This window comes from Synechococcus sp. PCC 7336 (assembly GCF_000332275.1).
Classification (GTDB): domain Bacteria; phylum Cyanobacteriota; class Cyanobacteriia; order Thermostichales; family PCC-7336; genus PCC-7336.
On record NZ_CM001776.1, the window covers coordinates 3,726,798 to 3,751,575 of the forward strand.

A 24,778-nucleotide genomic window follows, 5' to 3' on the forward strand; every position below is an offset into this window, starting at 1 on the left:
GTTATGCGGGAGATTCGGTCGAGCGAGTAGCGGCACGCGATCGCCACGCCACCAAGGTATAAGCCAACAACGTGCCGAGTAGCGCAGCCCCTACCGCTTGGTGGGTTACGGTCAGAGGTTCCACTTGCAAGTGCAGCCGGAAGGTGGCGCTGCCCACCGCTAATTGCGTCGCGAGCAGCAGGCCCGCCAGTTGCGACAGGCGATCGAGCAGGGGGGTTTTGTCAGGGGTCAGCCAAGTGGCGATCGCCACCGTCAGAGCGGCCAAACTGGCGGGAATAATGCCGAGCAGGTGGGCGTTCATCACGCCGCACAGTTCCGATTCGCTGAAGCAGAGATGCAGTGCCCATTGGGACGCCACTAGGGCGCCGAGCAGACTTTGCAGGTAGACCAACAGGGTTGCGGTCAGTCCCAGCCAGGGGAGATGGGCCGCTACGGTCGTTGTTTGGAGGGGAGTGAGACCGACGGCGATCGCCAACACCAGACTAAAAAACAGCAGTCCCGTGCCTAAATGGGCGGTGACAATGTCAAACCGCAGCAGTTCGATCACCGTCAGTCCCCCCAATACCCCCTGAAACACCACGAGAGCCAAAGCCGCTAAAGCCGCCCAGGGCAACCAGTTGGGCACAGATTTCCGAAACCACCAACTGACGCCAACTAGGGCGATCGTGCAAAACCCTACGGTGGAGGCAACCAGGCGGTGAAACCACTCTAAAAACACCTGTAGATTCATCTGGGCGCTAGGGACGAATTCGCCGTAGCACAGAGGCCAATCGGGACAAGCCAAGCCAGCATTCATGACGCGAGTGGCACTGCCCAAAGCCATCAAAAAGAGCGTCAGACCCGCCAGAGCATACAGACAGCGGCGCAAATTGGCTAGCAGCGATTCGTCGAGATTGGAGGAAAATTCTTCAGCACCAGAGCCCTGAGGGATGGGGGAGTTGGGCCGGTAAGTGTTTTGCATACAAGCAGCACAGATTCATGGCGATCGCGCAACAGACTGGCCGTTCCCCAATGCTTCGCTTATCCCGCAAACACCTAGGGTCTGACACTGGCTGCGCCTACTGCCACTCTAGAAACAGTCTTTAGAGAAGCCTCAAGCTTTAATGTTTTCTTCGAATTGTGTGGGAGTTTGACAGCTTAGTTACAATGTTTAAAAACAAGCTTAGATTTTGGACGATCGAGGCAGAATTGTTAAAATTTGGCCGCTACGGAAGCCGAAGATCGGGAGCTGAATGGAACGGCCACTGCCTCGATTCCCGAACTTGACATCCCAGATTGCGAGGATATTTGATGGGCTTTGCCGATATCACCATTGCCGAACTAGCGGAAGACTATCAGCTCGATGTGGATGAAGTGGTTGAGATGTGTCGGACTTTTGGCATTCCATTTGAGACGCCAGCTAGCTTCTTGGCCTTAGAAGATGCCAAGCGAATTATTCTTGCGGTACGCAGCCCGCGTACCGCAAGCATTCAACAGCCACTCGGGGAGGAGAATTCTGACAGGGTTCAAACACCTCAGAGATAGGGTAACAGTCCGAGCCACGAGCCGCTAGAGACCCGCCCCCACAATTAAAGGCCAAAAGCCGCTTGTCATCGTCACAATGGCAGCATGTTGGGGCAGCATAGCGGTCAATGGCTGGCGGGCAATTTTTTGGATCGCGATCGCACTGGCGATCGCCCCCGCGAGTAGAGTAGTGCCCTGCAAAAAGGCAATGACCGCCGGGTGAGCGACAATCGCAGGTAGCCCCGTGCCGCTCGCGCCAAACGTTGCCATCGTCACCGGCAATATTCGTCCGGCCTCCGTCAGTCCCAGCCGCCAATAATGGGCTAGAGTACCCCCCAAGACGAGGGGTAGGTAACCGTAAGCCAAGCTGGTAAACGGCTGCAGCTTGCCCTTGCTTCCGATCGCCATTGTGGCGGCATAGGCCAGCAGGGCGATCGCTGCCGGCACCAGCAATACTGCCACAGACAGAGCTGCGTGGAGCCAGAAGCGATCGAACGAGATCGGTATCTGCCACTGGGAGATAATTTCGGGCAGGCGATGGAGCAAAATGCCGCCGAAGAGGAGAAACAGCAGCGCCACTTCAGGCGATCGGGCGGTGTGGGTGGTCCACAGTTCGATACCGGGCGGACGCAAGTTGAACTCCACCGAGCGGTGCGGGCAAGCCTTGAGGCAGGTCATGCACAGCACGCAGTCTTTGTTCTCTTCCATTTGAGCTGGATGGGAATAGAGGGGACACCCCTCTGTTTCCTGCCCTTCCCCCTTCTGCGGCCCGCCTTTATAACACTGGTAAGTGGTGCATTCTGCCGAGCAAATGCCCCGCTGCGCCCGCAGTTCCGTCATCGACAGTTTGGCAAATAGCCCATTCATTCCCCCAATTGGACATAAGTAGCGGCACCACAGCCGCCGCTCGAAAATCGCCGAGCAGACGATCGCCCCCCCCGTAATTAGCAGCAGCAACCAACTGGAGAGATAAGCCGTATTCTCCAAATCCCACAGTTCCTCCCAGAGGTAAATCGCGGCAAAGAGGGCAAACAAAAACCAGCCGCCATAGCGATCCATCTGCTGCCGGGGCCAACGGGCTAACGGACGGGGCCACAGCCACAGAGACAGCTTTTGAACAATTTCTCCGTAAATCATGAAGGGGCAGATCGAGCACCACAATCGCCCCACAAACGGAAAGGCTATGAGGATGAGGGGCCACCACCAAGCCCAAAACAGGTTTAAGCCAATGTTGCGATCGCGGGTTTGCGGTCCTAGAAACAATAGCGTCACAACCAAAGCAAACAAGGGTGCAACCACCCAATAATTAATCCGATCGGGCCACCAAGGGCTGCGCAAAAACTGGCGCAGTTGCGGATAAGCATTGAGCAAATTCCAGCGGAAGCGGTCATTGCGGTTGGTGGTCCCCCAAAACGTCTCTTCCGTCAGCACCGCTGCCCCATTCGACTGAGCGATCGCCCGCGAGATCGCACTCTCCAGCTCGGTAAAGTTGCCCGGAAAATCGTACCCTTGTAACTGCCGCAATGCCTCTGGCGAGATCTGCGGGCGGGGCACCTTTTGCGAACGGCTGAACAAACTAATGGTGTAGTTCACCATTTGCTCGATATCCGCTTTGCGCACGCGCACTGGCGGCAACTGGATAAAATGTTCCGCCAGCCGCTTGAAATCGAGCTGGGACAGCGTCCGCTCTGCCGTCGCCACGATGCGAGCTTGACTGGTGCGGAGGGGGGCAGGCCATTCCCCTTCGCGGCTGACGGGTTGGTAAGTGCCCGACTCTAACAAGCGCCCAATCTTGTCGTATAGAGTGGGGGGCAGCTCGTGCAGGTTGTTCAGCAGCAAGGTGCCGCGCCCCAGCCACTCGATCAGCCCCGGCTTGCCCCCCAGCTTGCCAAACAACTCCGAGCCGCTTGCCTGCAATAGATTGCAGTCAAGTTGAATCATGGGCTCCCGTCGCGAAGAGGAGCTGAAGTGAATCAGAGCCGCAACAATGTCTTTGCCCAATCCCGGCTCGCCAAAAATCACGACTGGAGCGCGATCGCCTGCCGCCGTGCGAATCGCCTGCCGAATCCGCACGGCATACCGACTCGATCCCACCACCCCTCGTCGAGCTTTGGTGACTCGATAGGGCAGCAACGCCTCTTGCCGCTTTTGCTCGTACTCCAACTGCGAAGCCACATCTTGGAGTTGGGCGGCCAACTGACGGGAGAGGGTTTGGGCAATTTCGGGATATTGCTGTGCGATCGCCGCAAAATCCGATTGCGGAACCAGCCAAAAGTGGCAATCGGAGAGGGCGATCGCCGTCCGCTCCGCAGGCTGCTCCAGCAATAGCTCCTGCAGGTATAGCACCGACCCAGGCAGACAGCTCATCGCCTGCGTCGGCCCGGTAGTGCCGCTGCGATAGGACTCCACCCGACCCTGCCGGAGAATGTAGAGTGCTCCCGGCAGCGTTCCTTCCAAGACAATGCGGCGATTCTCTCGAATCTCTCTTTCCTGCATCGCTGAGGCGATCGCCTCCAACACCTCTAGTGATAACGGCTTAAAAATGGTGTTCTGTTGCAGCCAAGCGGCCCGGTCCGATATTTCCATTGCAGCACCCCGCTAGCACGGATACTGCTAACCTAGCGAGGTTTTGTGGCAAACGGCGATCTCCCCAAAATCTGCAATACTCTTCTTTACAAAAGCCATTCAGAAGCCCGCTCCCCCAGATCTAGCGGAATCGATACCGCCTTGCCCAAGCGGGGGCGCTGGCGGGTGGCCTGTAACTGCTGCAGGGCAAACTCCAACACCCCCCAATCGGCCAATCGCTCCAAGATGGCCTCGAGGTGCTGAGTATATTCCTCGGCGGTGAGGGGAAACGAGCGCTGCCCCAGATACTTCCACATAACCAACAACAGCACCCGACTGCCCCGCCGCTGCAGTTGAACGTCATACGCTCTGCCCCACTTTTGTTCGATCGAGCGGCGAAAGTCTTCTCCAGTCATGGCCTTAGAGCATTTTTCAGCTTAGAAATATACATTCTGTCCCGAAAGAGCTTAGAGGTTCTGGGCTTGAAAATTAGAGCGTACACTGCCCACCTGAAAATTGCTCTAGAATAATGGCTTTACATTTTGTAGCGCGATCGCGATCGGAAAGGTCGCTAAGATGGAAATGTCAAGTTTTGTAAGCTTTACTCATCTCCAGTTCAAGTTTCTCAACTTAACATCCTGTCGTTTACACTATGTACCGACACTTCGTTGTCCCGGCGCTGTACCTACGTATCGCGCAGTTTTAGTCATCAGAGTAAGCCATGACCGAAGCATCGAGCATTGAATCTCCCAGTATGGGACGCAGACAAGCCTTAACCGCCCTATTGGGCGGATCGATTGGAGTAGTCGCCCTCGGGGCACTGTATCCGTTCGTAAAATACTTTATTCCTCCGTCCTCAGGCAGTGGTTCTGCTGGGGTATTGGCTCAAGATGCCCAAGGCAATCCCATCAGCGTGGCCGCTACCTTAGCCTCCAATCCTGCCAAGGCCCGCGTGCTCGCCCAAGGGCCCAAAGGCGATCCCACCTACGTCGTGATCGACGACTCGGCAGTGGCCAACTATGGCCTCAACGCCATTTGCACCCACCTCGGTTGCGTGGTGCCCTGGAACGCCGGTCTCGACCTATTTAAGTGCCCTTGCCACGGGTCTCAATATGCCCCCAACGGCAAAGTGGTGCGCGGCCCTGCCCCCAAGTCTTTGGGATTGGTCGCAGCAGCTGTGGAAGGGGACAACGTTCGTTTCTCCACTTGGGAAGGCGAAGACTTCCGCGACACCTAAACCCCGAATGTTCGCCACTCAGTTGGGCGACTCAACTCAAATGGATCGCTCCACTGGGCGAGCTTGCTGAGTTTGTCTCTATTGTTTTCTCGGCCTTTTAGATACGCTCTCATGATTAGAATTTTGCTTGCGGCGATCGCCTGCTTGGCCTTCCTGTTTACCTCTGCCGATCGGGCATCCGCCTATCCTGCCTACGCACAAGCGGCTTACGACAACCCGCGCGAAGCCACTGGAAAAATTGTCTGCGCCAACTGTCACTTGGCCGAAAAGCCCACCCGCTTAGAGCTGCCCCAAGCCGTCACCCCCGGCAAGGTGTTCCAAGCCAAAGTGGAAATTCCCTATGACACTTCCGTTCAGCAGGTGACTGGCGACGGTTCCCTAGGTGGCCTCAACGTGGGGGCCGTGGTGGTATTGCCCGAGGGCTTCCGTCTGGCCACTGAAGCGGAAATGGGTCCGAAGCTGTATGAAGAGACGGCTGACCTCTATATCCAGCCCTTCAATGAGGAGCGACCCAATATTCTAGTGGTCGGTCCTATCTCGGGCGAAGACCATCAGGAAATCGTTTTCCCGGTCATGACCCCCGACCCCGCCGAAGACGATTCTGTCGCGTTCATGAAGTACCTGGTTTCCGCAGGTGGCAACCGAGGTCGGGGCCAAATTAATCCCGACGGCAGCATCAGCAATAACAATCAGGTCAAAGCCTCTGCTGCTGGCACAATTTCAGCCATTACGGAAGTGCCCGATCCCTTCGATCCACCCGTCGCTGCTGCTGTCGATCGCGTCGACCTGAGCCCCTACTACACTCCCCTCTCTATCGTCACCATTGATACGGCTGAGGGTTTGGTTGATGAAATTATTCTTGCCGGTCCTCAGTTGCTGGTCAGTGTGGGCGATCGGGTTGAAGTGGGTACTGTACTGACCAATAACCCCAATGTTGGCGGTTTCGGTCAAGCGGATCGGGAAATCGTGCTGCAGAACCCCACCCGCGTGAAGTGGCTGATTGCCTTCTTGGCTGCTGTTGCTTTGGCCCAAATTCTGTTGGTGCTGAAGAAGAAGCAAATCGAGAAGATTCAACTGGCAGAAGGTTTGGTATAATCCGTTTCACCTCTTCAATCCCAATTACTCGCACCAGTTAAAATCTCGCGAACCCCGTCGGAGCTCAGCCGACGGGGTTCGCTGTAAGCCCAACATTCGCGCTGAGTGACCGACAACTTGCTCCAATATCGGTTGATTGTTATACTTCGTCTACTTCAGCAGCATATAGGAGCTCCCCATGCTGCTTCACATACTTCAATGGGATTTTAGGATTGTTGATATCCTTGCCACCTTCGCTGTGCCACTTCTCTTCCCATTTTGAATAAAAGGACTCCAGATCTAATGGTGTAAGTTTATAAATATTTAGCAAATTGATTCCCCTATAAACAGAGAAGATCCAATCCACTTTCCTATATTTTTCAATAATGCGAGGATTGATATGGTGGTGAGTAGAAAAGCTCTTAGTGAGAGCTACGTTCAGTGACTTTAACTCAAACTCATTCCCATCTGAATCTCTGGCATCATTCCCTTCCCTTCCAGGCAAAATTTCTAGCCCTGTCAGTAGCAAGACTTGCAAAAGCTTGCCGCCATTATCTTGAAAAATATCATTGACACCATGTTTAAGTGCTAACTCTTGATAACGCTGGATGTACGGAAATAGTTCGTCAAGAATTGCTTTGTCTGGATGAGAATTCATTCTGGTTCTTCCCTAAGAAGTTCAGTAATGTCAACCTCTAGGGCTTTTGCCAAGCGTTCCATATTGTCAATCGATACATTGCGTTCACTCCGCTCGACAGAACCAACGTATGTCCGATGCAGACCTGCCATGCTGGCGAGTTCTTCTTGCGAAAGTCCTCTGATTTGGCGGATCTGCCTCAAGCGCTTGCTAAAGATCCTTCTCGCGTTAGATGACACAGCTTATAGACGTTGACATAGCCTCTATAATTGAGAGGTTGATGACTATAGGTCTACAGACTATAAGTAGCGTTCAGGAGAAGCTATGCCCCCAAAGCAAATGAAGTTCCCAGTGGATATTGAACAATTTAGACATGCACCAACCTATCAGACTGGTTTTGGAGCAGCCTTCTTAGGGGATTCTCTCAAGCTATTGAATCAGCTTCCCGATAATAGTATCAATCTAGTATTAACGAGTCCACCTTTTGCTCTTCAGAGAAAAAAAGAATATGGAAATAAGAATCAAAGTGAATACATTGAATGGTTGGCACAATTTGCTTCACTGGTTTACCAAAAATTAAAGGATGATGGTAGTTTTGTCTTAGATTTAGGCGGAGCTTATGAAAAAGGTAAGCCTGTTAGAAGTCTTTATAATTTTAGAATTCCGATTTACTTCTGCGATAAAATCGGATTCTTTTTGGCAGAAGATTTTTACTGGTTTAATCCTTCAAAGTTGCCGAGCCCAATCGAGTGGGTCAATAAACGAAAAATAAGAGCAAAGGATTCAGTCAATACAGTTTGGTGGTTCAGTAAATCAGAATTTCCTAAGGCAGACGTGACAAGGGTTTTAACTGAATATAGCTCTAGAATGAAGAAGCTTCTTGAAGACCCAGAGAAGTTTTACGATCCTAAGAAGCGTCCTTCCGGTCACGATATTGGCAAAGGGTTTGGTAAAAATAACGGTGGGGCAATTCCTTCTAATCTCCTGCAAATCCCTAATTCTGATTCAAATGGTCAATATCTGAGAGGTTGCAAAGCTTTGGGTTTAAAAGCACATCCAGCACGTTTCCCGAGTAAGCTACCGGAGTTTTTTATCCGCTTTCTCACAGACCCCTGCGATCTTGTTGTTGATATATTTGCTGGCTCAAACACGACTGGCTTTGTGGCCGAGCAAGAATGTCGTTATTGGTTAGCTTTTGAAAATGAGCGGCAATATCTTGCGGCTTCTGCTTTTCGGTTTATGCAAGAAGATGTAGGAGAGCACAATCTAAGCCATTACTATCAAAAAATCATGCTAGGTGAATCAGTTGAAGTAGGCCCAGATGCCAAGCAGTTAAGGCTCTTTGAGAAGGCAAGCAAGTACCGACCCTAACAGCCGCTAACGAGTGACTCTTACGATCTGGCCTGTACCGGCGCATTGCACGAGAGAGCAATAACTTCAATCCTCATTCCGATCGCGTTTCCGATCGCGGTTGAAAACTCGTACATCCAGCACAAGGTCCCAGCGGATTGGGGGCACAGCGCAGCAGGGGCGATCGGGCGTTGTATTCGCAAGTGCTATCGCCAATCACCCACTGACCGTTCATCAGACTTCGCTCGCGATCGCCGTTTCCCGGCACCAGTTCCGCCGCTTCGGGAGCAGGACGCACAAAGGCCCGAATGGCATCCAGGACATAGCGACCCGCTCGCAATTGATAGTAATGACGCTTCTCTAAAATGGTGTAGGTGTTATTGCCCAGTTGAATGGTGTGACCGGGGTAGGGCGTCCAATTCAGACGCAGCTTCTCAAATGTTTCTCCGGTGCGGGCATCGACCAGTTGGACGGGCAAGGGTGGAGCGGGCATATGTGGCGATCGCGGGAGGGGGTCAGCAGTTCTTCCCAGAATAACAGCGGCCAGTAAATCGAAGCGCAGCTATATGTCATCCAAAGAATCGATTTGAAGGAAGCCCACCACCTCCAATCGGTCCGCTGCGATGTCGAGTTGGAGTAAACGCAAGAAAACCCCCCGCGCTTCTAACTCCGAAACATCGAGGGCGCGATTGATGCCGTCCGTAAACGCATCGACAATTTCCTCGGGGAAAGGAACATCGTTCAAGATGACTTCGGGATCGTCGAGACGGAGGCGCTGCCCCTCTTCCAGTGCAATCTCTGTCGTAAATACAATCGCCAAGACCTCTGCAGGGTTAGCTTCGGGCACTAGCCGCACCTGCAGTTGCACGCGGTTATTGCCTAAAAAATCGACGGCGGGAGATTCCAGATCGAACACCTCTGGCCCATTGTCTGAAAAAGGCAAATCCGCTTCAATATCCTGAAAGCGCTCCAACACTGCTGGGGACTGGAGAGCCCCATTGATATCCTCCTCGGCGATCGCCACTCGCATTGCTGCCCGTAACGGCGATCGCAGCTCGATATCCCCCCCCAAATCCAACCGCACGGGATCGGTTTCCAACTCCAACAGCTCCAATCGAGGAAACGGCTCCAACACCAAACCCCGACCGGCCAACAACAGGCGATCGATCCGTCCGCCGACCAGCTTGAGGTTGGGGCTGGACTGAACGCGGACCTCCAGGACTTCAAAGTCATCCAATTCGTCGGCGATCGCATCGCGGGCAATGCGATCGACCAAAAATCCCCCCGTTCCCAATAGACCTGCTAGTAAAGCCAAAACACCGGCAAAAATTTCCACGCGCAACTCCTTTAGCTCACTTGCCGATAGTGTACGAGATCCCGTGCGGGCCTCAAGCAGAGGCTCGCCGCCCGAACAACATCTCTTTGAGGCCCTCATACACTTCGGGCAGCTCGGCCAAGTCTCGACAGTTAAACTCGTACAGGGCGCAGTCAGTCACCGCTCGCACCGTTTTGCCACTGATGCGATCGCCTAACAACACAGCTTCTCCAAAACAGTCCCCCGCATGCAGAGAAGCCTCTCGGTCCATCTCGCTCGCCGCCTCAATGCCGAAGACAGCCACAGAACCGCGCCCAATCAAGAAAATCGAATTATTGACATCGCCGCGAGTCAGAATCGTTTCCCCCGCCAAGACTGTGCGCAACTCCAACTTGTCCGAGACTGCCTGAAACGTCTCCTTTGGCAACTCCCGAAACGCGGGCAGGCGCCGCAACAGCTCCTGCGGTTCGCGGGGCAGACTCACCACCGGCTGATGGACCAATTCGTATTGCTGTGTCTCAATATGGTGGCGAATTTCCCGAGCCACCATCGGCGGCACATCGCCTTCGGCAGTCAGTTCTGCCAGAGCCATCAGCTCGCTATCTAAGGCCAAGGCCCGAGCTGCCCGTTTCTGTAACAAGATGGCGTATTCGGGATACTGATGGGCCAGTCGATCCAGTCGCTTCATCGCGTCAATGCTCATTTGACGATAGAGGTTCCGACATTCAATGATGTCGCGATCGCAGGCCGCGATCGCATTGCCATCGAGGTGAACTTCCCCCGCCACGGTGGAAGCCACTTCCGAAACCGCCGCTTCGCATTCGTAGCGTACAGTGAGGACCGCCAAGCGCCGCTCTTTCGCCAGATGACTGTGGGGGGCAATGCGTTCGAGCAAATTGGCGATCGCCTCAGCCGCTTTCTGGTCTGGCGGCACGACGATTTCATTCGGCGGAGGGATTTGCTGGCAGCGAACGGCATCTCGCTTCAGATCGAGGGTGAGCCGCAATTCTTTCATGACCGCATCCGCAATACTGCCGCGCTCGTACAACCGAGTGTAGGCGGCTTGTTCGAGATTGAGGGCCTGCAGCCACAACAGTTGGCGATCGATTCCCTCTGTGCGATAGCAGGGATCGTCTCGAAGCTGTTGTAGAGTCTGTTGTCGCTGTTCGATCTCTTGCTCGTAGCGCTGTTGGAGCGATTGGCGCAAGCGATGGGAAAAGTGGCCGACTTGGGTCGCTTTGCCCAGGCGAGCTAAGGCAGATTGCGCGATCGTCAGTTGAGTTTGAGCTTTCAAGACGCGATCGGTCAGGGACGGAATATCTAACCGCAAGCCATGAATCAGGCGTCCTATTGTAGTGCCGCTCGCAAGAGCCGTAAAAAAGACCACTGCCAAGGTCAGCCCCACAATGGTGCGGCGATCGACTAAAGCCGGGTCGAGACTCAGTGCCAGTGCCACCCCCACCGCCCCCTTGAGCCCCCCCCAAAACATCGTCAGTTGATAGCGCCAATCCACAGGCTCCATACCCGGCAGGCGATTCAGTAATAGAGGAAAGAAGGTCCAGATGACAAACGCTCTAGCCAGCAAAACTGCCACCACTGCAACTGCGGCATACGCCAATAGGTCGGTGACTTCGCCGAAATTTCCCAATACCCCTTCATCGCTAAGCTCCAGCACAAACCCAGCCTGTGCCAATCCCACCAGCAGAAAGATCAGACTGTTGGCTAAAAACGCCGCGAACTCCCAAAACTGTTGAATGCTTTCCCGCGCCTCGCGACTGTAGCTGACATCGCGATACCAGCCCACCACTAATCCCGCCCCAACCGTGGCCATCACCCCCGAGACATGCAGGACGTCTTCTGCCACCAAGAAGGCGACAAAAGCCATCACGACCGAAGTGGCCACCTGCACCATTGGATTGCCGTATTCCAAGGGAATCAGTCGCACGATCGCCAATCCCAACGCCAATCCCACCAAGATGCCGCCGAAAAACACGACGGCAAAGCGTTGGAATCCGCCGAGCAGGGTGGCGAATTCCAACGCTTCTGCGCCGCTCGATCCACCGTGCTCGATTTGCAGGAGGACGAGCTCGAAAAGCACGATCGCCGTAGCATCGTTAAATAGACTTTCCCCTTCCGCCAAGATCGTCAGCCGCTTGGGGGCACCGAGTTCTTTAAACAGAGCAATCACCGCAACGGGGTCGGTGGCTGAAATTAAGGCTCCAAACAAGATTGCCTGACTGAGGGGTAACGGCGTCAGCCAGGCGATCGCGACCCCCACAATCGCGGTAGCAATCAATAGCCCCGGCACCGCCAGTGTCAGTACCGACAAGAGGTTGCGCGCCAGTAAGCGAGCATCCAGATTGAGGGCAGACTCGAATACCAAAATAGGCAAGAAAAAAAAGAATACTGTCTCCCGCTGGACGGCCCCCAGCCAGCCCATGCCCACATTGCCAAACAGTAATAACCCCAAAACAAATCCCACCACAATCAAGCCGATGGAATAGGGCACTCGCAATCGCCGAAAGGTAATTTCAGAGGCGATCGCCACCAGCAATAGTGACAGGATAAAGACCTGCGCCGCAAACAGAGGATCTTCAAACATGACTGGAGTTAAAACCTGCCGAACTGCCGCAAAGGGTATCCGCAGCCATCGGAGTTGACCGGAGCGCGACGGATCTCAGTATCAAGTCTGCCTGCAACTGCGGCTTCTGGGCATTAATTCCAGACGGTTTTACAGACTCGACAGAAATCTCGAACGGTCACTTAATGTGCGGCAGCTGGGCAGACTCATTTTGTGCGGGAAATCAGCTCTGCAATTTGTGGCCTGCCAGTTCGAGGCCGCGATGGCGATCGCCGTTTGTCTGGCGAGGTTCTTAGCTTTCCCCGAGAGGCGCTATTAATCCCGGACCCTTACCACACAGTCGTTCTCTCTTTGTCTATACGTAATATTACTAATTTTTGTATACTGATTTGCTTTAAACTAAAAAGCACAGTAAAATTTCATTATAGAATCAGCCAACTTTCAGGCTGAAATCCGAAAATCTTTAGTTGAAGCAGAGAATATTCTGTGCAAGATGCGACTTCATGTTCTTTCGGATAGAGTACTCCTCCGAACAGCTAGCCTATCGAGAGGAATGCAGTTTCTGGTTCGCTGAGTAATTCACACTGTTCTCTAGGACGTTTGGCTGGTTACCAAAGTCGGAGAAGCAATCGTTTCGTTTATCCCTGTCGCAAACCGATTATGAAGGCTATAGGCTCATCCGATCTCAGGACATCCTCCAGCACGTGGGTGCTGGTGGTTAATGATGGCTGGGGGCCGCAGATCGTTCCCCTCAAACAACAGCGATATATCGTCGGTCGTTTGGTTGCCAGCGATATTCAACTGCGCGGTCAATATATTTCGCGGGTGCAGGCCCAGCTGATTCCGAATACCGATCTATCCTCGCAACCTGGATTTCTACTCTGTGACGGCAGCCCCAAGCAACCCAGCACCAACAGTACCTTTCTCAACGGGCGTTCTGTAAAGACTCAGCGGTTGAAACTGGGCGATCGCATTTCGTTCGGGCCGCATGCCAAAGCAGTCTTGATGACCTTCGAGCAGTTACAGCAGCAAGGTTTCCCCGAACTCGACGTGAAGGCTCTTCCTCAGTCCGCAGAATGTCCGCAACCCTCTCCTCTCAACAGCAACGACCCCACAGAATCGGTTCACCCCAAACTCGCTCGAACTGCTGACGATTGCTCGGCAACGGCAGTCGGCTTGACTGCCGTTTCAGATTGAATCGCTCGTGAGTATTAGAGGGGGTTATGGGAGATCGGTTCCAAACGTTTTGCATAATTCCCACAGTTTGAGAGGTATGGCCTAGCAGCGTATAGGCATATTGTGGTGGCAGCTGAATTGGTGTTTCAGCTGCTTTTTTTTTGTTTCTGGAGTCTGCAGTTTCGTTAACGCGAGCTCGAGAACTGAAGCATCCCCACCCCAGGAGAAGGGGGATTGCAGCGGGGAGCCAGCAACCGAACAATTGGGCAGGGGATGTCGTATCCTGAGGGTTGACTCAAAATTGACGAGTTTTTGAGTTGCTTTGCATTTAGGTTTGAGTCCGCCGAGGGACGGAGTTCAGTTCTTGGGGGCACGACCCTGCCGATACTGTTGCTGTGCTGTCGCTATGCCTGATTTTTTGCCGATCGCCTATTACAAACAGCAGTTTGTGCCCTTTGGCGAAGCGAATTTATCCATTGCCACCCACGCCCTCCACTACGGCACGGGAGCATTCGGCGGCATGCGCGGCATTCCCGACCCGGCCAATCCGCGACAAATTCTGCTATTTCGCCTCGATCGCCACTGTCAGCGCCTCAGCCAAAGTGCGAAGTTCCTGCACTTCGATCTACCCGCCGATAAGATTCAAGCGGTGATTGCCGACTTTGTGAAACAGAATCAGCCCAAAACCTCTTTTTACATCCGCCCCTTTGTTTACACCTCCGACTTGGGCATTGCCCCCCGCCTGCACAACATCCAAAAAGACTTTTTTGTCTATGGCTTAGAACTGGGCGATTATCTCTCACCCGATGGCGTCAGTTGTCGGATTAGCTCTTGGTACCGCCAAGAGGATCGCAGCTTGCCGTTGCGAGGCAAGATTAGTGGCGCTTACATCACGTCTTCTCTGGCGAAGACCGAAGCGGTGGAATCGGGATTTGACGAAGCGATCTTGATGAACGCCCAAGGCAAAGTGTGCGAAGCTTCGGGGATGAATATTTTTGTGGTGCGCAACGGCAAGCTGTTCGCCCCCGGTTTCGATCAGGATATTTTGGAGGGGATTACGCGGGATAGCATACTGACGATCGCCCGCGACTTGGGGATCGAATGTATCGAGCGCCCGGTGGATAAAACCGAGTTGCCGATCGCAGATGAGGTGTTTTTGAGCGGCACTGCGGCCAAGATTACCCCGGTCAAGCGGATTGAAAACTACGAGTTATCCCAGCAGCGACCCGTCACCGAGTTACTTCGAGACAAGCTGACTGCGATTACTGAAAACCGCGACCCCACCTATCGAGCCTGGGTTCATACGATTACTTTGGACTAGTGGGGGATACAGCGTCACTCTGCACGACCTCAGTCTCTTTTGCTCCCTCGCGATGGTTGTCCCCCCAGCGAATGCCCAGGACGCAATCGTACAAGAATTTGCCAATCTCCCGGCGATCGCGCCAAATATCGAGGGAGCAATCGCAGCCCTTCTCTTCCAGCACGGGCTTAGCTTCCCGATAGGCAGCCTGGTACTTGTACCAGGGCACCGTCGGCCACAAATGGTGAATCAAGTGATAGTTCTGCCCCAATAGGAGCAAGTTGGTAATCGCGCTGGGATAGACCCGCGCATTGTACCAGCGGGCCTTTTCTAGAAAGGGGCGATGGGGCAGATAGTCAAAGAACAGGCCCAACAACAGACCCATGATGAACGCACCGGGGAGCCAATAGTTGAGCAGATAGTCGGTGTAGCCAAAGTGAATCGCCATCCCAAAGGTAAACACCACCAGCGAGCGACTCAGCCCCCATTCCAGCAAGTCGTACTTGCCTTTGCGCCAGAGCTGGCGCTTGAAGAAAAACACCTCGTGGTAGAAAAATCGCACCGGGATCAGCCACAGCGGGCCACCAGTGGAGACATAGTGGTCGGGATCGTTGACGGGATCGTTCACGTTGGCGTGGTGCTGCATGTGAACCCGCTTGAATACGGGATAGACAAATCCCTGCAACAGAGCCGATCCGTGTCCTAGAGCCTCATTCAGCCAAACAATCTTGTGGGCAGACCCGTGGGAGGCGTCGTGGATGACCGTGCCCAAGACGTAAAGGGCGACAAAGTGCAGCCAAAACACCAGCCAACGGGGCCAAGCCCAAAAGGCATAGCCGCAAAAGCAGCAGACAGCCAAACACAACGAGCCCAGGAACATGAGCACATTGGGATTGAAAAACTCGTCGGGGGCTCCAATCAGCTCGTGTGGAATGGATCTCCGCTTCCCCGCCACTGTCATAAAAATGTCACTCCTCTGATATCTGCGATCGAATGTAAGCCCATTTTCAAACAGGAAATAAAAATGCAAAGGGACTGCCGCCCCGCGATCGCACGCCAATACCCAGGTGCTCGAACAGAGCAGCAAAGCTTGGGGCGGTTTTAGTATACGGCACTTTCCTCGTTCATGAATATTTGTAAATGAGTGGCAACATTCTCCCTAGCTCGGGCAACTCCCCCGCTGAGAAACAAATAAGGATAGTACTCGCAATGTTTGTCCGGCGGACCTGCTCTTACGAGGATTGGCCGATCGTACTCTCTACGCGGTCCCGAGTAAATGCCGAACCGGTGGGGGAACAGACTTTTGCTGCCGATACGATGGCAGAACTGGCGCTGTTTTGGCGGGCAATCGCCGCATGAAAGAGGGCTAACAGTGTTTCAAAGGTGCGATCGCGATCGCGATCGCTGGCAAAGGCGATCGCGGGGGAGGGCAACTCTTCCCCGTCGAGATAAAGCTGGGGTTCGGGTCTGGGGATAGAGGAGGATTCGCTCTCAGCGAGCGGGAATGGGTCGGTTGCGGACTGTAATTCGGGGGGGGCAGCAGGGGGAGCATCGGGAGGTGTGACGGCGATCGCCTCAGTGACTGGAGGATTGCTCTGAGTGGATCTGTCTGAGTCGGCCACCTGGAGATCGGCGATTTGGGAACTGCTGCTCTGGGTGCTGTCACGATCCGGCTCCTCAGCGTCAAAGGTTTCAGCCTCAGCTCGATCCAGCCGATCCCCATTGTCCCCGGGCTGGGCTGGCCGAATCTTCCAGATCTGCGAAGCTGGTTTTGAGGCTCGCCATTCCCCTTCTGCCAGCGGCACGATACTGACGGTAAACTCCACCCGCAGGCTGGGGCTGCCATCTTGGGGGTGCATGTAAGCCACGCCAGCTAAATCGCCAGAGCAGACTTCCGGCAACTGAAGTTGCAGGCTGAAGGCCATCGTTTGTGCCCCCGGTCGCAGGGTCAGGGTGCGGCGTTCTAGCAACTGAACGCTGCCATCAGCACTGCCAGCGGTGACGTCGAGGCAACCGGAGCAGCGGGTACGGCCTGTCAGCGTCAGCACCTCCCCCGCTACGGCACTGAGCCGAGTGCGCATGAGGGAAAAGCGATCGGTCGCCACAGCAGAACTAGCATTTGTCTGTGCGTTGGAGACAATCTGTTCGACGTCGGCAACAGAGGCCCCGGTCTGTTCTTTGGCAATGAACTGTTTGACTTCGGCAACTGAAGCCCCGTTCGTCAAGCCGTTACCGTGCGAGCCATTGTCCGGGTGGAGCCAAGCCCCATCCTGCAACTGGTCTGGAGCAGTCTCGGTTGCCTGAGAGTCACTGGCGAGGTCTGCCACCTCAAAGGTGATGCTATCCGTATGGCCCTCGCCAAATAATTCAGCAATTAAATCGCCATCTTGGCAGCTAATCTCCCATATCCCTGGCAGTAGCTCCAGATGCTGGCCGATCCACCCCATCCCTTCGTTATTGGTGCGGCAGGTGTTGCTTTGTCGCCCGACTTGCACCCGAGTTCCGTCTGGCAAGTGGCAATAGTGGCGGATAGAAGATTCGAGCTTGAAGTGGGGTTGGGGAGATTGCACCGCAATGCTGTACTTCCCTGCAGAAAGAGGATTGCCCTGGGGGGGAAGCTCTTGCCAATCGGACCCATCGTCAGCTTTAAACCAAAAAATCATCACCATTCTCCTAAACCGCTGCAAGCGCTATCCAGCAGGAACGAGATCGCCCCGCAAGACTGCTACCAAATCGGTGCGAGTCACCTCATATTGTTTGCCAGTCTGCAACTGTTTTGCCTGAACCACATGGCGAGCCACCTCTTCATCCCCCAACACTAGAGCCCAAGTGGCTCCACTGCGATCGGCTCGCTTAAACTGCTTGTTGAACTTTCCCCCGCTCAGATCTAAGGCAGTGACGAGGCCCGCCTGACGCAATTGTTGGGCGATCGCTAGGGCCACATCCTCTGCCACCTGCCCCCGCGAAATGACATATACATCTGTTTGGGTTGGGCAGACAAATTGCTGCTGTTGCAACAAAATAGCAATGCGCTCCAGCCCCATCGCCCAGCCCACGGCGGGGGTTTCGGGGCCGCCTAATTCCGAGACTAGCCCGTCATAGCGACCGCCGCCGCAAACGGCGTTTTGGGCTCCTAAATGATTGGACTGGATTTCGAAGGCAGTATGGGTGTAATAGTCCAAACCGCGCACCAGTTTGTGGTCGATCGCATATGCAATATCGAGGTTGTCGAGCAGAGACAGAACGCGATCGAAGTGGGCTTTAGAAGTGTCGCTCAAGTATTCGACGAGCTTGGGAGCCTCCGCCACGATCTCGCGGGTGCGCTCGTCTTTGCTGTCGAGCACTCGCAGGGGGTTGCGGCTGAGGCGATCTCGGGAATCTTTGTCCAGCTCGGCTCGGTAGGGGGTGAGATAGTCGATCAGGGCTTGACGGTAGCGATCGCGATCGTCGCCGCGACCGACCGAGTTAATCGTGACGGACAGGTTGCCTAACCCCAGTGTTTTGAGAATATCGATCGCGATCGCGATTGTCTCCACATCGGCTCGCGGATCGCTGCTGCCCAGAGCCTCTAGACCCAACTGGTGAAATTGTCGCTGGCGTCCCTTTTGGGGACGCTCGTAACGGAACATGGGGCCGCAATACCACAGCTTCTGTACGTCGCCGCTGGCATAGAGATTGTTTTGAATGAAGGCGCGCACCACCCCCGCCGTAGCTTCGGGGCGCAGGGTGATATCGTCGTTCCCCTGGGTGGTAAAGCTATACATTTCTTTGCTGACTACATCGGTAGCTGTACCGATGCTGCGTACAAACAGCTCAGTTCTTTCAAAAATAGGCGTCCGTATCTCTCGATAGCCCGCTAGAGTGAGAATGCGCTGAGCCACCACTTCCATCTGCTGCCACAACGCTACGTCGACAGGCAGAATATCCTGGGTACCTTTGATTGCGCGAATGGTGTCCATTGAGGCTTCTATCTAGCGTTAAAACGCCCTATTCGTTTTGATTACACGCTAGCCTGACATATCCCCCGGGCGATCGCTACATTTCTTAATCTTTTGTCCGTCTCCCGTAACATTGCCCGCAATTTCCCCCCGCGATGTTCCCCAATCTGCAACTACAAGTATCTTAGATAACTCTTCAGGCCCTCCTCAATTCCGTATGCCCTCAGAGAACAGTCACTATGCATTCGATCGCCATCTTGGCCCTATGGGTCCCTCTGCTCGCGCTATCTCCGCTCCCTCTCTCCCCAGCAGCGTTCGCCCAATCGGGGGTACCTTTAACCGCTGGCACCTTGAATACCGCCAAAAACTTTGCTCGCCAAGCCGCCGAGCGAGCTAACGGCGGTCTGTCCAACTATCGGGCCGAACTTTCGATGCACGGTCCTGCCCTCGAATCCCCTTATGTGGATGGAGGCGATCGCTGGATTTTCACCTTCCGAGGGGGATTTCCCGGCAGGGCTCCCACGATTGAAAGCCAGGTGAGCGTGGATAAATCGACCCTCGAAACAGTCATTCTCTACAACGGTCCCGTTCGCACAGCCGCCCCCCCTCCTGCTACCCCATCTCCTGCTGCGACTGCTGCAACCGCGAACCTTTCCCCACCAGCCAATCGCAACGATTTCTCCGCGACTGCAGACAATCGTAGCGAGGTTCGACCCACTGAGACGAGTTTGCGCGCGCCGGGAGATCTAAATACCGCCAAAAACTTTGCCCGCCAAGCCGCCGAGCGGGCTAACGGCGGCCTCTCCAACTATCGAGCCGAACCGGCCATGCACGGTCCGGCCTTAGAATCGCCCTATGTGGATGCAGGCGATCGCTGGATTTTCACCTTTCTGGGAGCTCCCCCCGGCAGAACTACTTTTAGGACGGAAACCGAAGTGAGTGTAGATAAGAGGACGCTAGAGCCCACAGTGGTTTACAACGGTCCCCTGCGGAATCGGCGGCGCTGAAGCCTCTTCAATTGAACAGCGCTGTGGTTTGGCTAACCACAAATTTAGCGGTGGCAATTCGTGGCAGCAGTAAGGTTTGGGGTAAGTTGGTGAACAATTGACTGCTACCAGTGGCTTACCCCATGACCGACGCAACGTTTGAAGGCGTAGCCGGACAAATTTTGCCCATCTCCTTGCTCGAAGAGATGGAACGCTCCTACTTGGAATACGCCATGAGCGTAATTGTGGGGCGGGCGTTACCGGATGTGCGAGATGGACTCAAGCCGGTCCACCGGCGCATCCTCTTTGCCATGCACGAGTTGGGGCTAACCCCCGATCGCCCCTTTCGCAAGTGCGCCCGCGTGGTGGGGGACGTGCTGGGTAAATACCATCCCCACGGCGACCAAGCCGTGTACGACGCCCTCGTGCGCATGGTGCAAGATTTTTCCAGCCGCTATCCGCTGTTGCAAGGGCACGGCAACTTCGGTTCGGTGGATGCCGATCCCCCCGCTGCCATGCGCTACACGGAAACTCGCCTCTCTCCCATCAGTAGCACTGGTGTCTTAGACAACATCAATGAGGGCATCGTCCCCTTTGCTTCCAACTTCGACGGTTCCCAGCAGGAGCCGGTGGTCTTACCTGCCCAGCTTCCTATCCTGCTGCTAAATGGAGCGGATGGCATTGCGGTGGGCATGGCGACCAAGATCCCCCCCCATAATTTGGGGGAGTTGGTGGATGGCTTGCTGGCCGCGATCGATCGCCCCGACATCACCGTCGAGGGGTTGATGAACTATATTCCGGCCCCAGACTTTCCCACAGGCGGAGAGATTGTGGGGAATACCGGCTTGCTAGAGGTCTATACCAAAGGTCGGGGTTCGATTCCGTTACGAGGGATCGCCCATGTCGAAGAGATTCAACCGGGCAAGGGTCGCCACCGTCGCGATGCCATTGTCATCACTGAGTTTCCCTATCAGGTCAACAAGGCTGCCTGGATCGAGAAAGTTGCCGATCTGACCAATCAGGGTCGGCTGGAAGGGATCTCCGATTTGCGGGACGAAAGCGATCGCACCGGTATTCGCGTGGTGGTGGAGTTGCGCAAAGATGCCCGCCCCGAGATTGTGCTCGCTCACCTGTATCGCTCCACCCAATTGCAGATTAATTACGGGGCAATTCTACTCGCGTTAGTGAATCGCGAACCCAAGCAACTGTCGTTGAAGGAGGCCCTGCAGGAATTCCTCGACTTCCGCATTGAAACCCTGACCAATGTCTTGCAGCAGGAGTTGGGCAAGTATCGCAAGCGTTCCGAAGAGTTGGGGGCACAACTGCTGGCCTTGCAATTTCTGGACGAGACGATCGAGCTGCTGCGCAATGCACCGGATGGACCGACGGCGAAGGTACAACTGCAGGAGTTACTCGATTGCACCGCTAACCAAGCGGACACCATTCTGGCGATGCCATTGCGCCGTCTGACGGGATTGGAGCGCAATCGCATTGCCTCGGAACAGGAGGAAGTGACCGCCAAGATTGAGGAATTGGAGACGTTGTTAGGCGATCGCAAAGCTTTTCTCAAGCACCTCAAAAAAGAATTGCGATCGCTCAAAAAACAATTTTCCAACCAGCGTCGCACCCGCATTGTCTCGGAAGCGCCCCCCCAACTGGAAGAAGCCGATCTGATTCCCAATCAAGCAGTGGTGTTACAAATCACCCAAAAGGGTTATGTGCGCCGCCTCTTACCCGCTGCCTTCGAACGCCACGCCAAAGCTCGCAAAGGCATTCAAGAGGAGGTGGAAGATTACATCATTCAAGCGCAAGCCACCGAACTGCACCAAGACTTTTTAGCCCTCACTGCCAGCGGCCGCATGTTTTCGGTCAAGGTACACGAAATTCCAGCGACATCGGGGCGATCGCGCGGCACCGCCCTCGTGAACGTGCTGTCCACCAAAGAGGAAATCGTCGCCACCTTTGCCTTGGCGGAATATCCCGAGGACAGCAGCTTGACTCTACTGACCCAAAAGGGGCGCATGAAGCGGGTGATGCTGTCGGAGTTTGCCAATTTGACCGCTCGCGGCCTCTCTGCCCTGAAGGTCAAAGACGACGATGCCGTAGGCTGGGCCATTTTGACCGAGCTCAGCCCCGACTCGAGCGTGGCGATCGCCACCTCTGCCGGACGGGTGTTGCGGTTGCCGCTGAATGTGGAGCAGGTGCCGGTGATGGGTCGAACGGCCTTGGGCAATCAGGCGCTGCGGCTGCGGCGCAAGGAGGCGATCGTGGGGATGGCAATCGTGCAACCGAGCGATCGCCTCGTGTTCGTGTCGGCTAAGGGATATGCCAAACGCATACCGGCCCGAGCGATTCGCATGGCCAAGCGGGGCAGCGTGGGCATGCAAGCGATGCAGTTTAAATTAAAATCCGACACGTTGGTGGGGATGGTGGCAGCGGCTGAGGATGTGACGATGGGTTGGGTGACCAATAAAGCTCGCGTCTTGCGGCTCTCGGTGGGGGATGTGCCGGAAAGCGATCGCGCCAGTGTCGGAACTCGAATGCTCTCCACTGCTGCAGGAGAGTCAATCGAGCTGGTCAATCTGGTTTCACCGGAGGCTTACTAGCTATTGGGCAGTCTTCTAGCCTGAACCAGATACTGCTGTAGTTCAGTGCCAGCCGTCATGGGTGGGGAGCGATCTCGATCGCAACTCCGAGTGTCCTCCGATCTGGAACACTCGGGGCTAGATTCGACACACTTACTCGCTCCAGAGTTGCTTCCACCAAAGGTCTGGAGCGACCTCTTCAACTACGGGTATCGGGAAAGCGATCGCGGGTATAGCGAACGTGCAATCGCGTGACGAAGGCATTGGGCGATTCGCTGGGTTGTATCCAGAGGCTGTTGGGTTGTATCTGGATGGTACCACTGGTATCACTGGACCTGGCAGGAAGATCGGCTTGGCGAGCGGTTTAAATAATTCGCCCGGGTCGATTGAGCGGCATGCCGTCTGGATCGAAGCAAGACGATGAAGTTCCTGGAAAAAACTGAATTAATTCTTTTTTAATATCGGAATATGCCTCAAATACCGTTATCCAAACCGAGAAAAAGCTACTGCTTTGAGCCACTTCTAGTACCAGTTTTTTGGCTGCTTCGCTGCGATTGAGAGCTTCAAATAAGTCTCTACTCCTTTCGGCAGCGGCCCATACCTGCTCGCGATCTAGCCAACGTTTATCCCTCGGCGATGGGGTTTTCCAGCCAGGAGCCTGGTGACGTTGCAGGCCCACCAGATCTAATATGGCTTGTGCTCGGATTGCCTGTGCTGCAGTCAAGTTTTCATGTAACTGTACGAAGCCACCTTTCGAGTAAACAAATGCAAGCAACGTGTTGTCGAGGTGTGGCCAGAGAAAGTTGAGGATATCAACGTCTTTATCCCCTTTCGTTGAATTACAGTTTGCACAGCCCAACAGAAAATTTGTCCACTCAGTTTCCAGGTCTGGGTATAGAATCTTGGGCTGAATATGTTCGACAGCTAGCCCCGTCGATAGTTTTCGTTCGCAATAGCTGCAATAAGAGCCCAATCGTGCTTCGAGATCCCCGATCGCATCTTGATAGCGGCGATAGGTTCGAGGTGCTGCCCCTCGTTCTACGGGTCTCATTCACCGTTCTCCTGCGCCTTTGCCATCGCTTCGAGCTTGAGGAGCGCAGTCAAACCAGGAGTATTAGAGAAACGCTCCGCTGCTTGACGATAGGCCACTTCTGCCTCAGCCAGTTGCTCGCTGGGAGTTGAATCCGCCTGTTGCAAGAGTTCGAAGTATCGTTCGGTTGCCTCGGCCAGTTCGCGTGCTTTAAGACTTTGTTGAGGAACTTCGACGAATTGAATGGTTTCGGCAATATCTTCAATGGAGCGATTCTCGTACTCCAGCGATTGCCTGTCCTCACTATCCAGGCCGATCAATTCTCCCGGGCCGAGCGATTGAATGATGAAGGGGGAATGGGATGTGCAGACAAATTGTATGGAGGGAAACGTGGTTTTGAGGGTATCGACAATTCGACGTTGCCATTTTGGATGGAGGTGAACGTCAAGCTCATCAATTAGCACGAGTCCCGATGTTTCTTGCAGAAGTAGGGGTAGAGTTTCACCGTCTAATTCTAATTCTTCAGGCAAGAGAAATGCATTGAGGGTGACAGCTTTAATCGCAATATCGGCAATCAGGGCCACTATTGATTTTTGTCCTGCACTGAGATTGCTGAAGGGTTGGGGATTGTGGGCGATCTCGAGGACAATTTCGTTGAGATCGGGATCGTACCAAAAGTCATCCGCCTCGGGGATACAGCGTAAAACTGCCAGTTTTACAACCTCGTAGCCGGGACGCATCCTGCCATGACGGCTGACAGCAGCGATCGCCTCATTTTTAAACCAATTTTGCAAATCGGGTAGTCGAATTCGTTCGTCAAAACAATCATAAAAGGCATCCCAACGCCGAGATTTTGACTTCGTTGTTCTTCTTTCCCGACTGTTAGAGGGCAACCAAGCTCGACCCGCACCATAATAGGCAATTACAGGTAGCGAGATAGGAGTCTCAGAATGCTCGCTTTCGCAGAGCTGAGCGATAATCTGCAAGACTGCTTTAGCCTCGGCGTTGGAGGTTCTCGATCCACTTGCGCCAATCTGTCGCATCCAAGACACGTCGTTGCGATCGCCAATGCTTCCCATTGCTCGAATTTGGACGGGCTTACATTCAACGAATTGGGTTCGATCCCCTGATTTGTTGGCTTCTAAGCGAATTTCTTGGGGCAGAATATTTCGACCACTGTTGGACAGAGTGGAGTCGGGAGGATTGACAAGCCAGATACCAGCAGCAATGGCTAGTGCATCCAAGAGAGAGGTTTTGCCCGAGCCGTTGTCTCCCACTAACAATGTGAATTGGGGGTGGAGGTCGAGGGTGTATTGCTCGAATTTTTTGAAGTTGACGATCTCCAGTCGGTCAATCCTCATGGCGATACCTCGCGGGTTGTCATATTCCCGTCATACCCTCTGGACTGATAGTTTCCATTCAGTTCGGCCGGCAATTCTAAATTCGGTACGGTTTTGCCTTGTTTCAGGGATCGACCCATTGGTTCGGAATCACCAATCTC

At 54.3% G+C, this 24,778-nt stretch carries 21 protein-coding genes; 8 read left to right on the forward strand and 13 right to left on the reverse strand.

All coding sequences use genetic code 11. The features are described from left to right. Window position 1 precedes the first annotated feature (1 nt). Window positions 2-961, reverse strand: a complete 960-nt coding sequence (locus SYN7336_RS17740) for a heme A synthase (protein ID WP_017327281.1) — start codon at window positions 959-961, stop codon at window positions 2-4. A gap of 329 nt (window positions 962-1,290) precedes the next feature. Between SYN7336_RS17740 and SYN7336_RS26560 the strand changes: the two genes are divergently transcribed. Continuing rightward, window positions 1,291-1,524, forward strand: coding sequence for a hypothetical protein (locus tag SYN7336_RS26560; RefSeq protein WP_017327283.1), 234 nt, complete (start codon window positions 1,291-1,293; stop codon window positions 1,522-1,524). Window positions 1,525-1,548: 24 nt separating this feature from the next. Here the strand turns inward: SYN7336_RS26560 and SYN7336_RS17755 are convergent, their stop codons facing one another. Both SYN7336_RS17755 and SYN7336_RS17760 read right to left on the reverse strand, forming a co-directional pair. After that, the gene (locus tag SYN7336_RS17755) at window positions 1,549-4,089 is read right to left on the reverse strand and encodes a sigma 54-interacting transcriptional regulator (RefSeq protein ID WP_017327284.1); all 2,541 of its coding nucleotides are present in this window, start codon (window positions 4,087-4,089) and stop codon (window positions 1,549-1,551) included. A gap of 86 nt (window positions 4,090-4,175) precedes the next feature. Further along, a complete protein-coding gene (locus SYN7336_RS17760; protein ID WP_017327285.1) occupies window positions 4,176-4,484 on the reverse strand; it encodes a DUF3067 family protein in 309 nt (102 codons plus the stop codon). 305 nt (window positions 4,485-4,789) lie between these two features. Here SYN7336_RS17760 and petC point away from each other — a divergent pair, with 305 nt between their 5' ends. Together petC and SYN7336_RS17770 are read left to right on the forward strand one after the other, a co-directional pair. Beyond that, window positions 4,790-5,305, forward strand: coding sequence for a cytochrome b6-f complex iron-sulfur subunit (gene petC, locus SYN7336_RS17765; protein WP_017327286.1), 516 nt, complete (start codon window positions 4,790-4,792; stop codon window positions 5,303-5,305). Between the two features lie 111 nt (window positions 5,306-5,416). Continuing rightward, on the forward strand, window positions 5,417-6,400 hold the full coding sequence (locus SYN7336_RS17770; RefSeq protein ID WP_017327287.1) for an apocytochrome f: 984 nt from the start codon (window positions 5,417-5,419) through the stop codon (window positions 6,398-6,400). Between the two features lie 139 nt (window positions 6,401-6,539). On the opposite strand, the gene SYN7336_RS17775 is transcribed toward SYN7336_RS17770, so the two are convergent. Together SYN7336_RS17775 and SYN7336_RS29145 are read right to left on the reverse strand one after the other, a co-directional pair. Further along, window positions 6,540-7,037 carry a type II restriction endonuclease PvuII gene (locus tag SYN7336_RS17775; protein WP_017327288.1) on the reverse strand — a complete coding sequence of 166 codons (498 nt, stop codon included), beginning with the start codon at window positions 7,035-7,037 and terminating at the stop codon, window positions 6,540-6,542. Continuing rightward, window positions 7,034-7,255: a helix-turn-helix domain-containing protein gene (locus SYN7336_RS29145; RefSeq protein ID WP_017327289.1), complete on the reverse strand. Its 222-nt coding sequence runs from the start codon at window positions 7,253-7,255 to the stop codon at window positions 7,034-7,036. The genes SYN7336_RS17775 and SYN7336_RS29145 overlap by 4 nt, the downstream gene beginning before the upstream one ends. Before the next feature lie 112 nt (window positions 7,256-7,367). Between SYN7336_RS29145 and SYN7336_RS17785 the strand changes: the two genes are divergently transcribed. Next, the gene (locus tag SYN7336_RS17785) at window positions 7,368-8,387 is read left to right on the forward strand and encodes a site-specific DNA-methyltransferase (protein ID WP_227498535.1); all 1,020 of its coding nucleotides are present in this window, start codon (window positions 7,368-7,370) and stop codon (window positions 8,385-8,387) included. 73 nt (window positions 8,388-8,460) lie between these two features. Here SYN7336_RS17785 and SYN7336_RS17790 read toward each other — a convergent pair whose 3' ends face one another. From SYN7336_RS17790 to SYN7336_RS26565, 3 genes are all read right to left on the reverse strand, one after another. Then, complete coding sequence (locus tag SYN7336_RS17790; protein ID WP_017327291.1) at window positions 8,461-8,859, reverse strand: DUF6464 family protein; 399 nt, start codon at window positions 8,857-8,859, stop codon at window positions 8,461-8,463. Between the two features lie 69 nt (window positions 8,860-8,928). Continuing rightward, window positions 8,929-9,702, reverse strand: a complete 774-nt coding sequence (locus SYN7336_RS17795) for a DUF2993 domain-containing protein (protein ID WP_026101119.1) — start codon at window positions 9,700-9,702, stop codon at window positions 8,929-8,931. A 52-nt stretch (window positions 9,703-9,754) separates the two neighbouring features. After that, a complete protein-coding gene (locus SYN7336_RS26565) occupies window positions 9,755-12,283 on the reverse strand; it encodes a cation:proton antiporter (protein WP_017327293.1) in 2,529 nt (842 codons plus the stop codon). Window positions 12,284-12,922: 639 nt separating this feature from the next. Between SYN7336_RS26565 and SYN7336_RS17805 the strand changes: the two genes are divergently transcribed. Continuing rightward, window positions 12,923-13,459 (forward strand): FHA domain-containing protein, encoded by a 537-nt coding sequence (locus tag SYN7336_RS17805; RefSeq protein WP_083885803.1) that lies wholly within the window; start codon window positions 12,923-12,925, stop codon window positions 13,457-13,459. A gap of 385 nt (window positions 13,460-13,844) precedes the next feature. Further along, entirely contained in the window at window positions 13,845-14,759 is a 915-nt protein-coding gene (locus SYN7336_RS17810) for a branched-chain amino acid transaminase (protein WP_017327295.1), read from the forward strand. On the opposite strand, the gene SYN7336_RS17815 is transcribed toward SYN7336_RS17810, so the two are convergent. The 3 genes from SYN7336_RS17815 to hisS all read right to left on the reverse strand — a co-directional run bounded on the left by SYN7336_RS17815 (window position 14,746) and on the right by hisS (window position 18,697). Next, window positions 14,746-15,699: a fatty acid desaturase gene (locus SYN7336_RS17815; RefSeq protein ID WP_017327296.1), complete on the reverse strand. Its 954-nt coding sequence runs from the start codon at window positions 15,697-15,699 to the stop codon at window positions 14,746-14,748. The genes SYN7336_RS17810 and SYN7336_RS17815 overlap by 14 nt on opposite strands. Before the next feature lie 271 nt (window positions 15,700-15,970). Further along, window positions 15,971-17,401, reverse strand: a complete 1,431-nt coding sequence (locus SYN7336_RS17820) for a hypothetical protein (RefSeq protein WP_156820207.1) — start codon at window positions 17,399-17,401, stop codon at window positions 15,971-15,973. 27 nt (window positions 17,402-17,428) lie between these two features. Further along, window positions 17,429-18,697, reverse strand: a complete 1,269-nt coding sequence (gene hisS / locus SYN7336_RS17825; protein ID WP_017327298.1) for a histidine--tRNA ligase — start codon at window positions 18,695-18,697, stop codon at window positions 17,429-17,431. 218 nt (window positions 18,698-18,915) lie between these two features. On the opposite strand from hisS, the gene SYN7336_RS28245 reads away from it, so the two are divergent. Both SYN7336_RS28245 and gyrA read left to right on the forward strand, forming a co-directional pair. After that, entirely contained in the window at window positions 18,916-19,683 is a 768-nt protein-coding gene (locus SYN7336_RS28245; protein ID WP_017327299.1) for a hypothetical protein, read from the forward strand. Between the two features lie 122 nt (window positions 19,684-19,805). Next, window positions 19,806-22,268 carry a DNA gyrase subunit A gene (gene gyrA / locus SYN7336_RS17840; RefSeq protein WP_017327300.1) on the forward strand — a complete coding sequence of 821 codons (2,463 nt, stop codon included), beginning with the start codon at window positions 19,806-19,808 and terminating at the stop codon, window positions 22,266-22,268. A 343-nt stretch (window positions 22,269-22,611) separates the two neighbouring features. Here the strand turns inward: gyrA and SYN7336_RS17845 are convergent, their stop codons facing one another. Together SYN7336_RS17845 and SYN7336_RS17850 are read right to left on the reverse strand one after the other, a co-directional pair. Then, window positions 22,612-23,220 carry an HNH endonuclease gene (locus SYN7336_RS17845; RefSeq protein ID WP_162139120.1) on the reverse strand — a complete coding sequence of 203 codons (609 nt, stop codon included), beginning with the start codon at window positions 23,218-23,220 and terminating at the stop codon, window positions 22,612-22,614. Between the two features lie 74 nt (window positions 23,221-23,294). Then, a complete protein-coding gene (locus tag SYN7336_RS17850; RefSeq protein ID WP_017327302.1) occupies window positions 23,295-24,638 on the reverse strand; it encodes an AAA family ATPase in 1,344 nt (447 codons plus the stop codon). Between the last annotated feature and the right edge of the window lie 140 nt (window positions 24,639-24,778).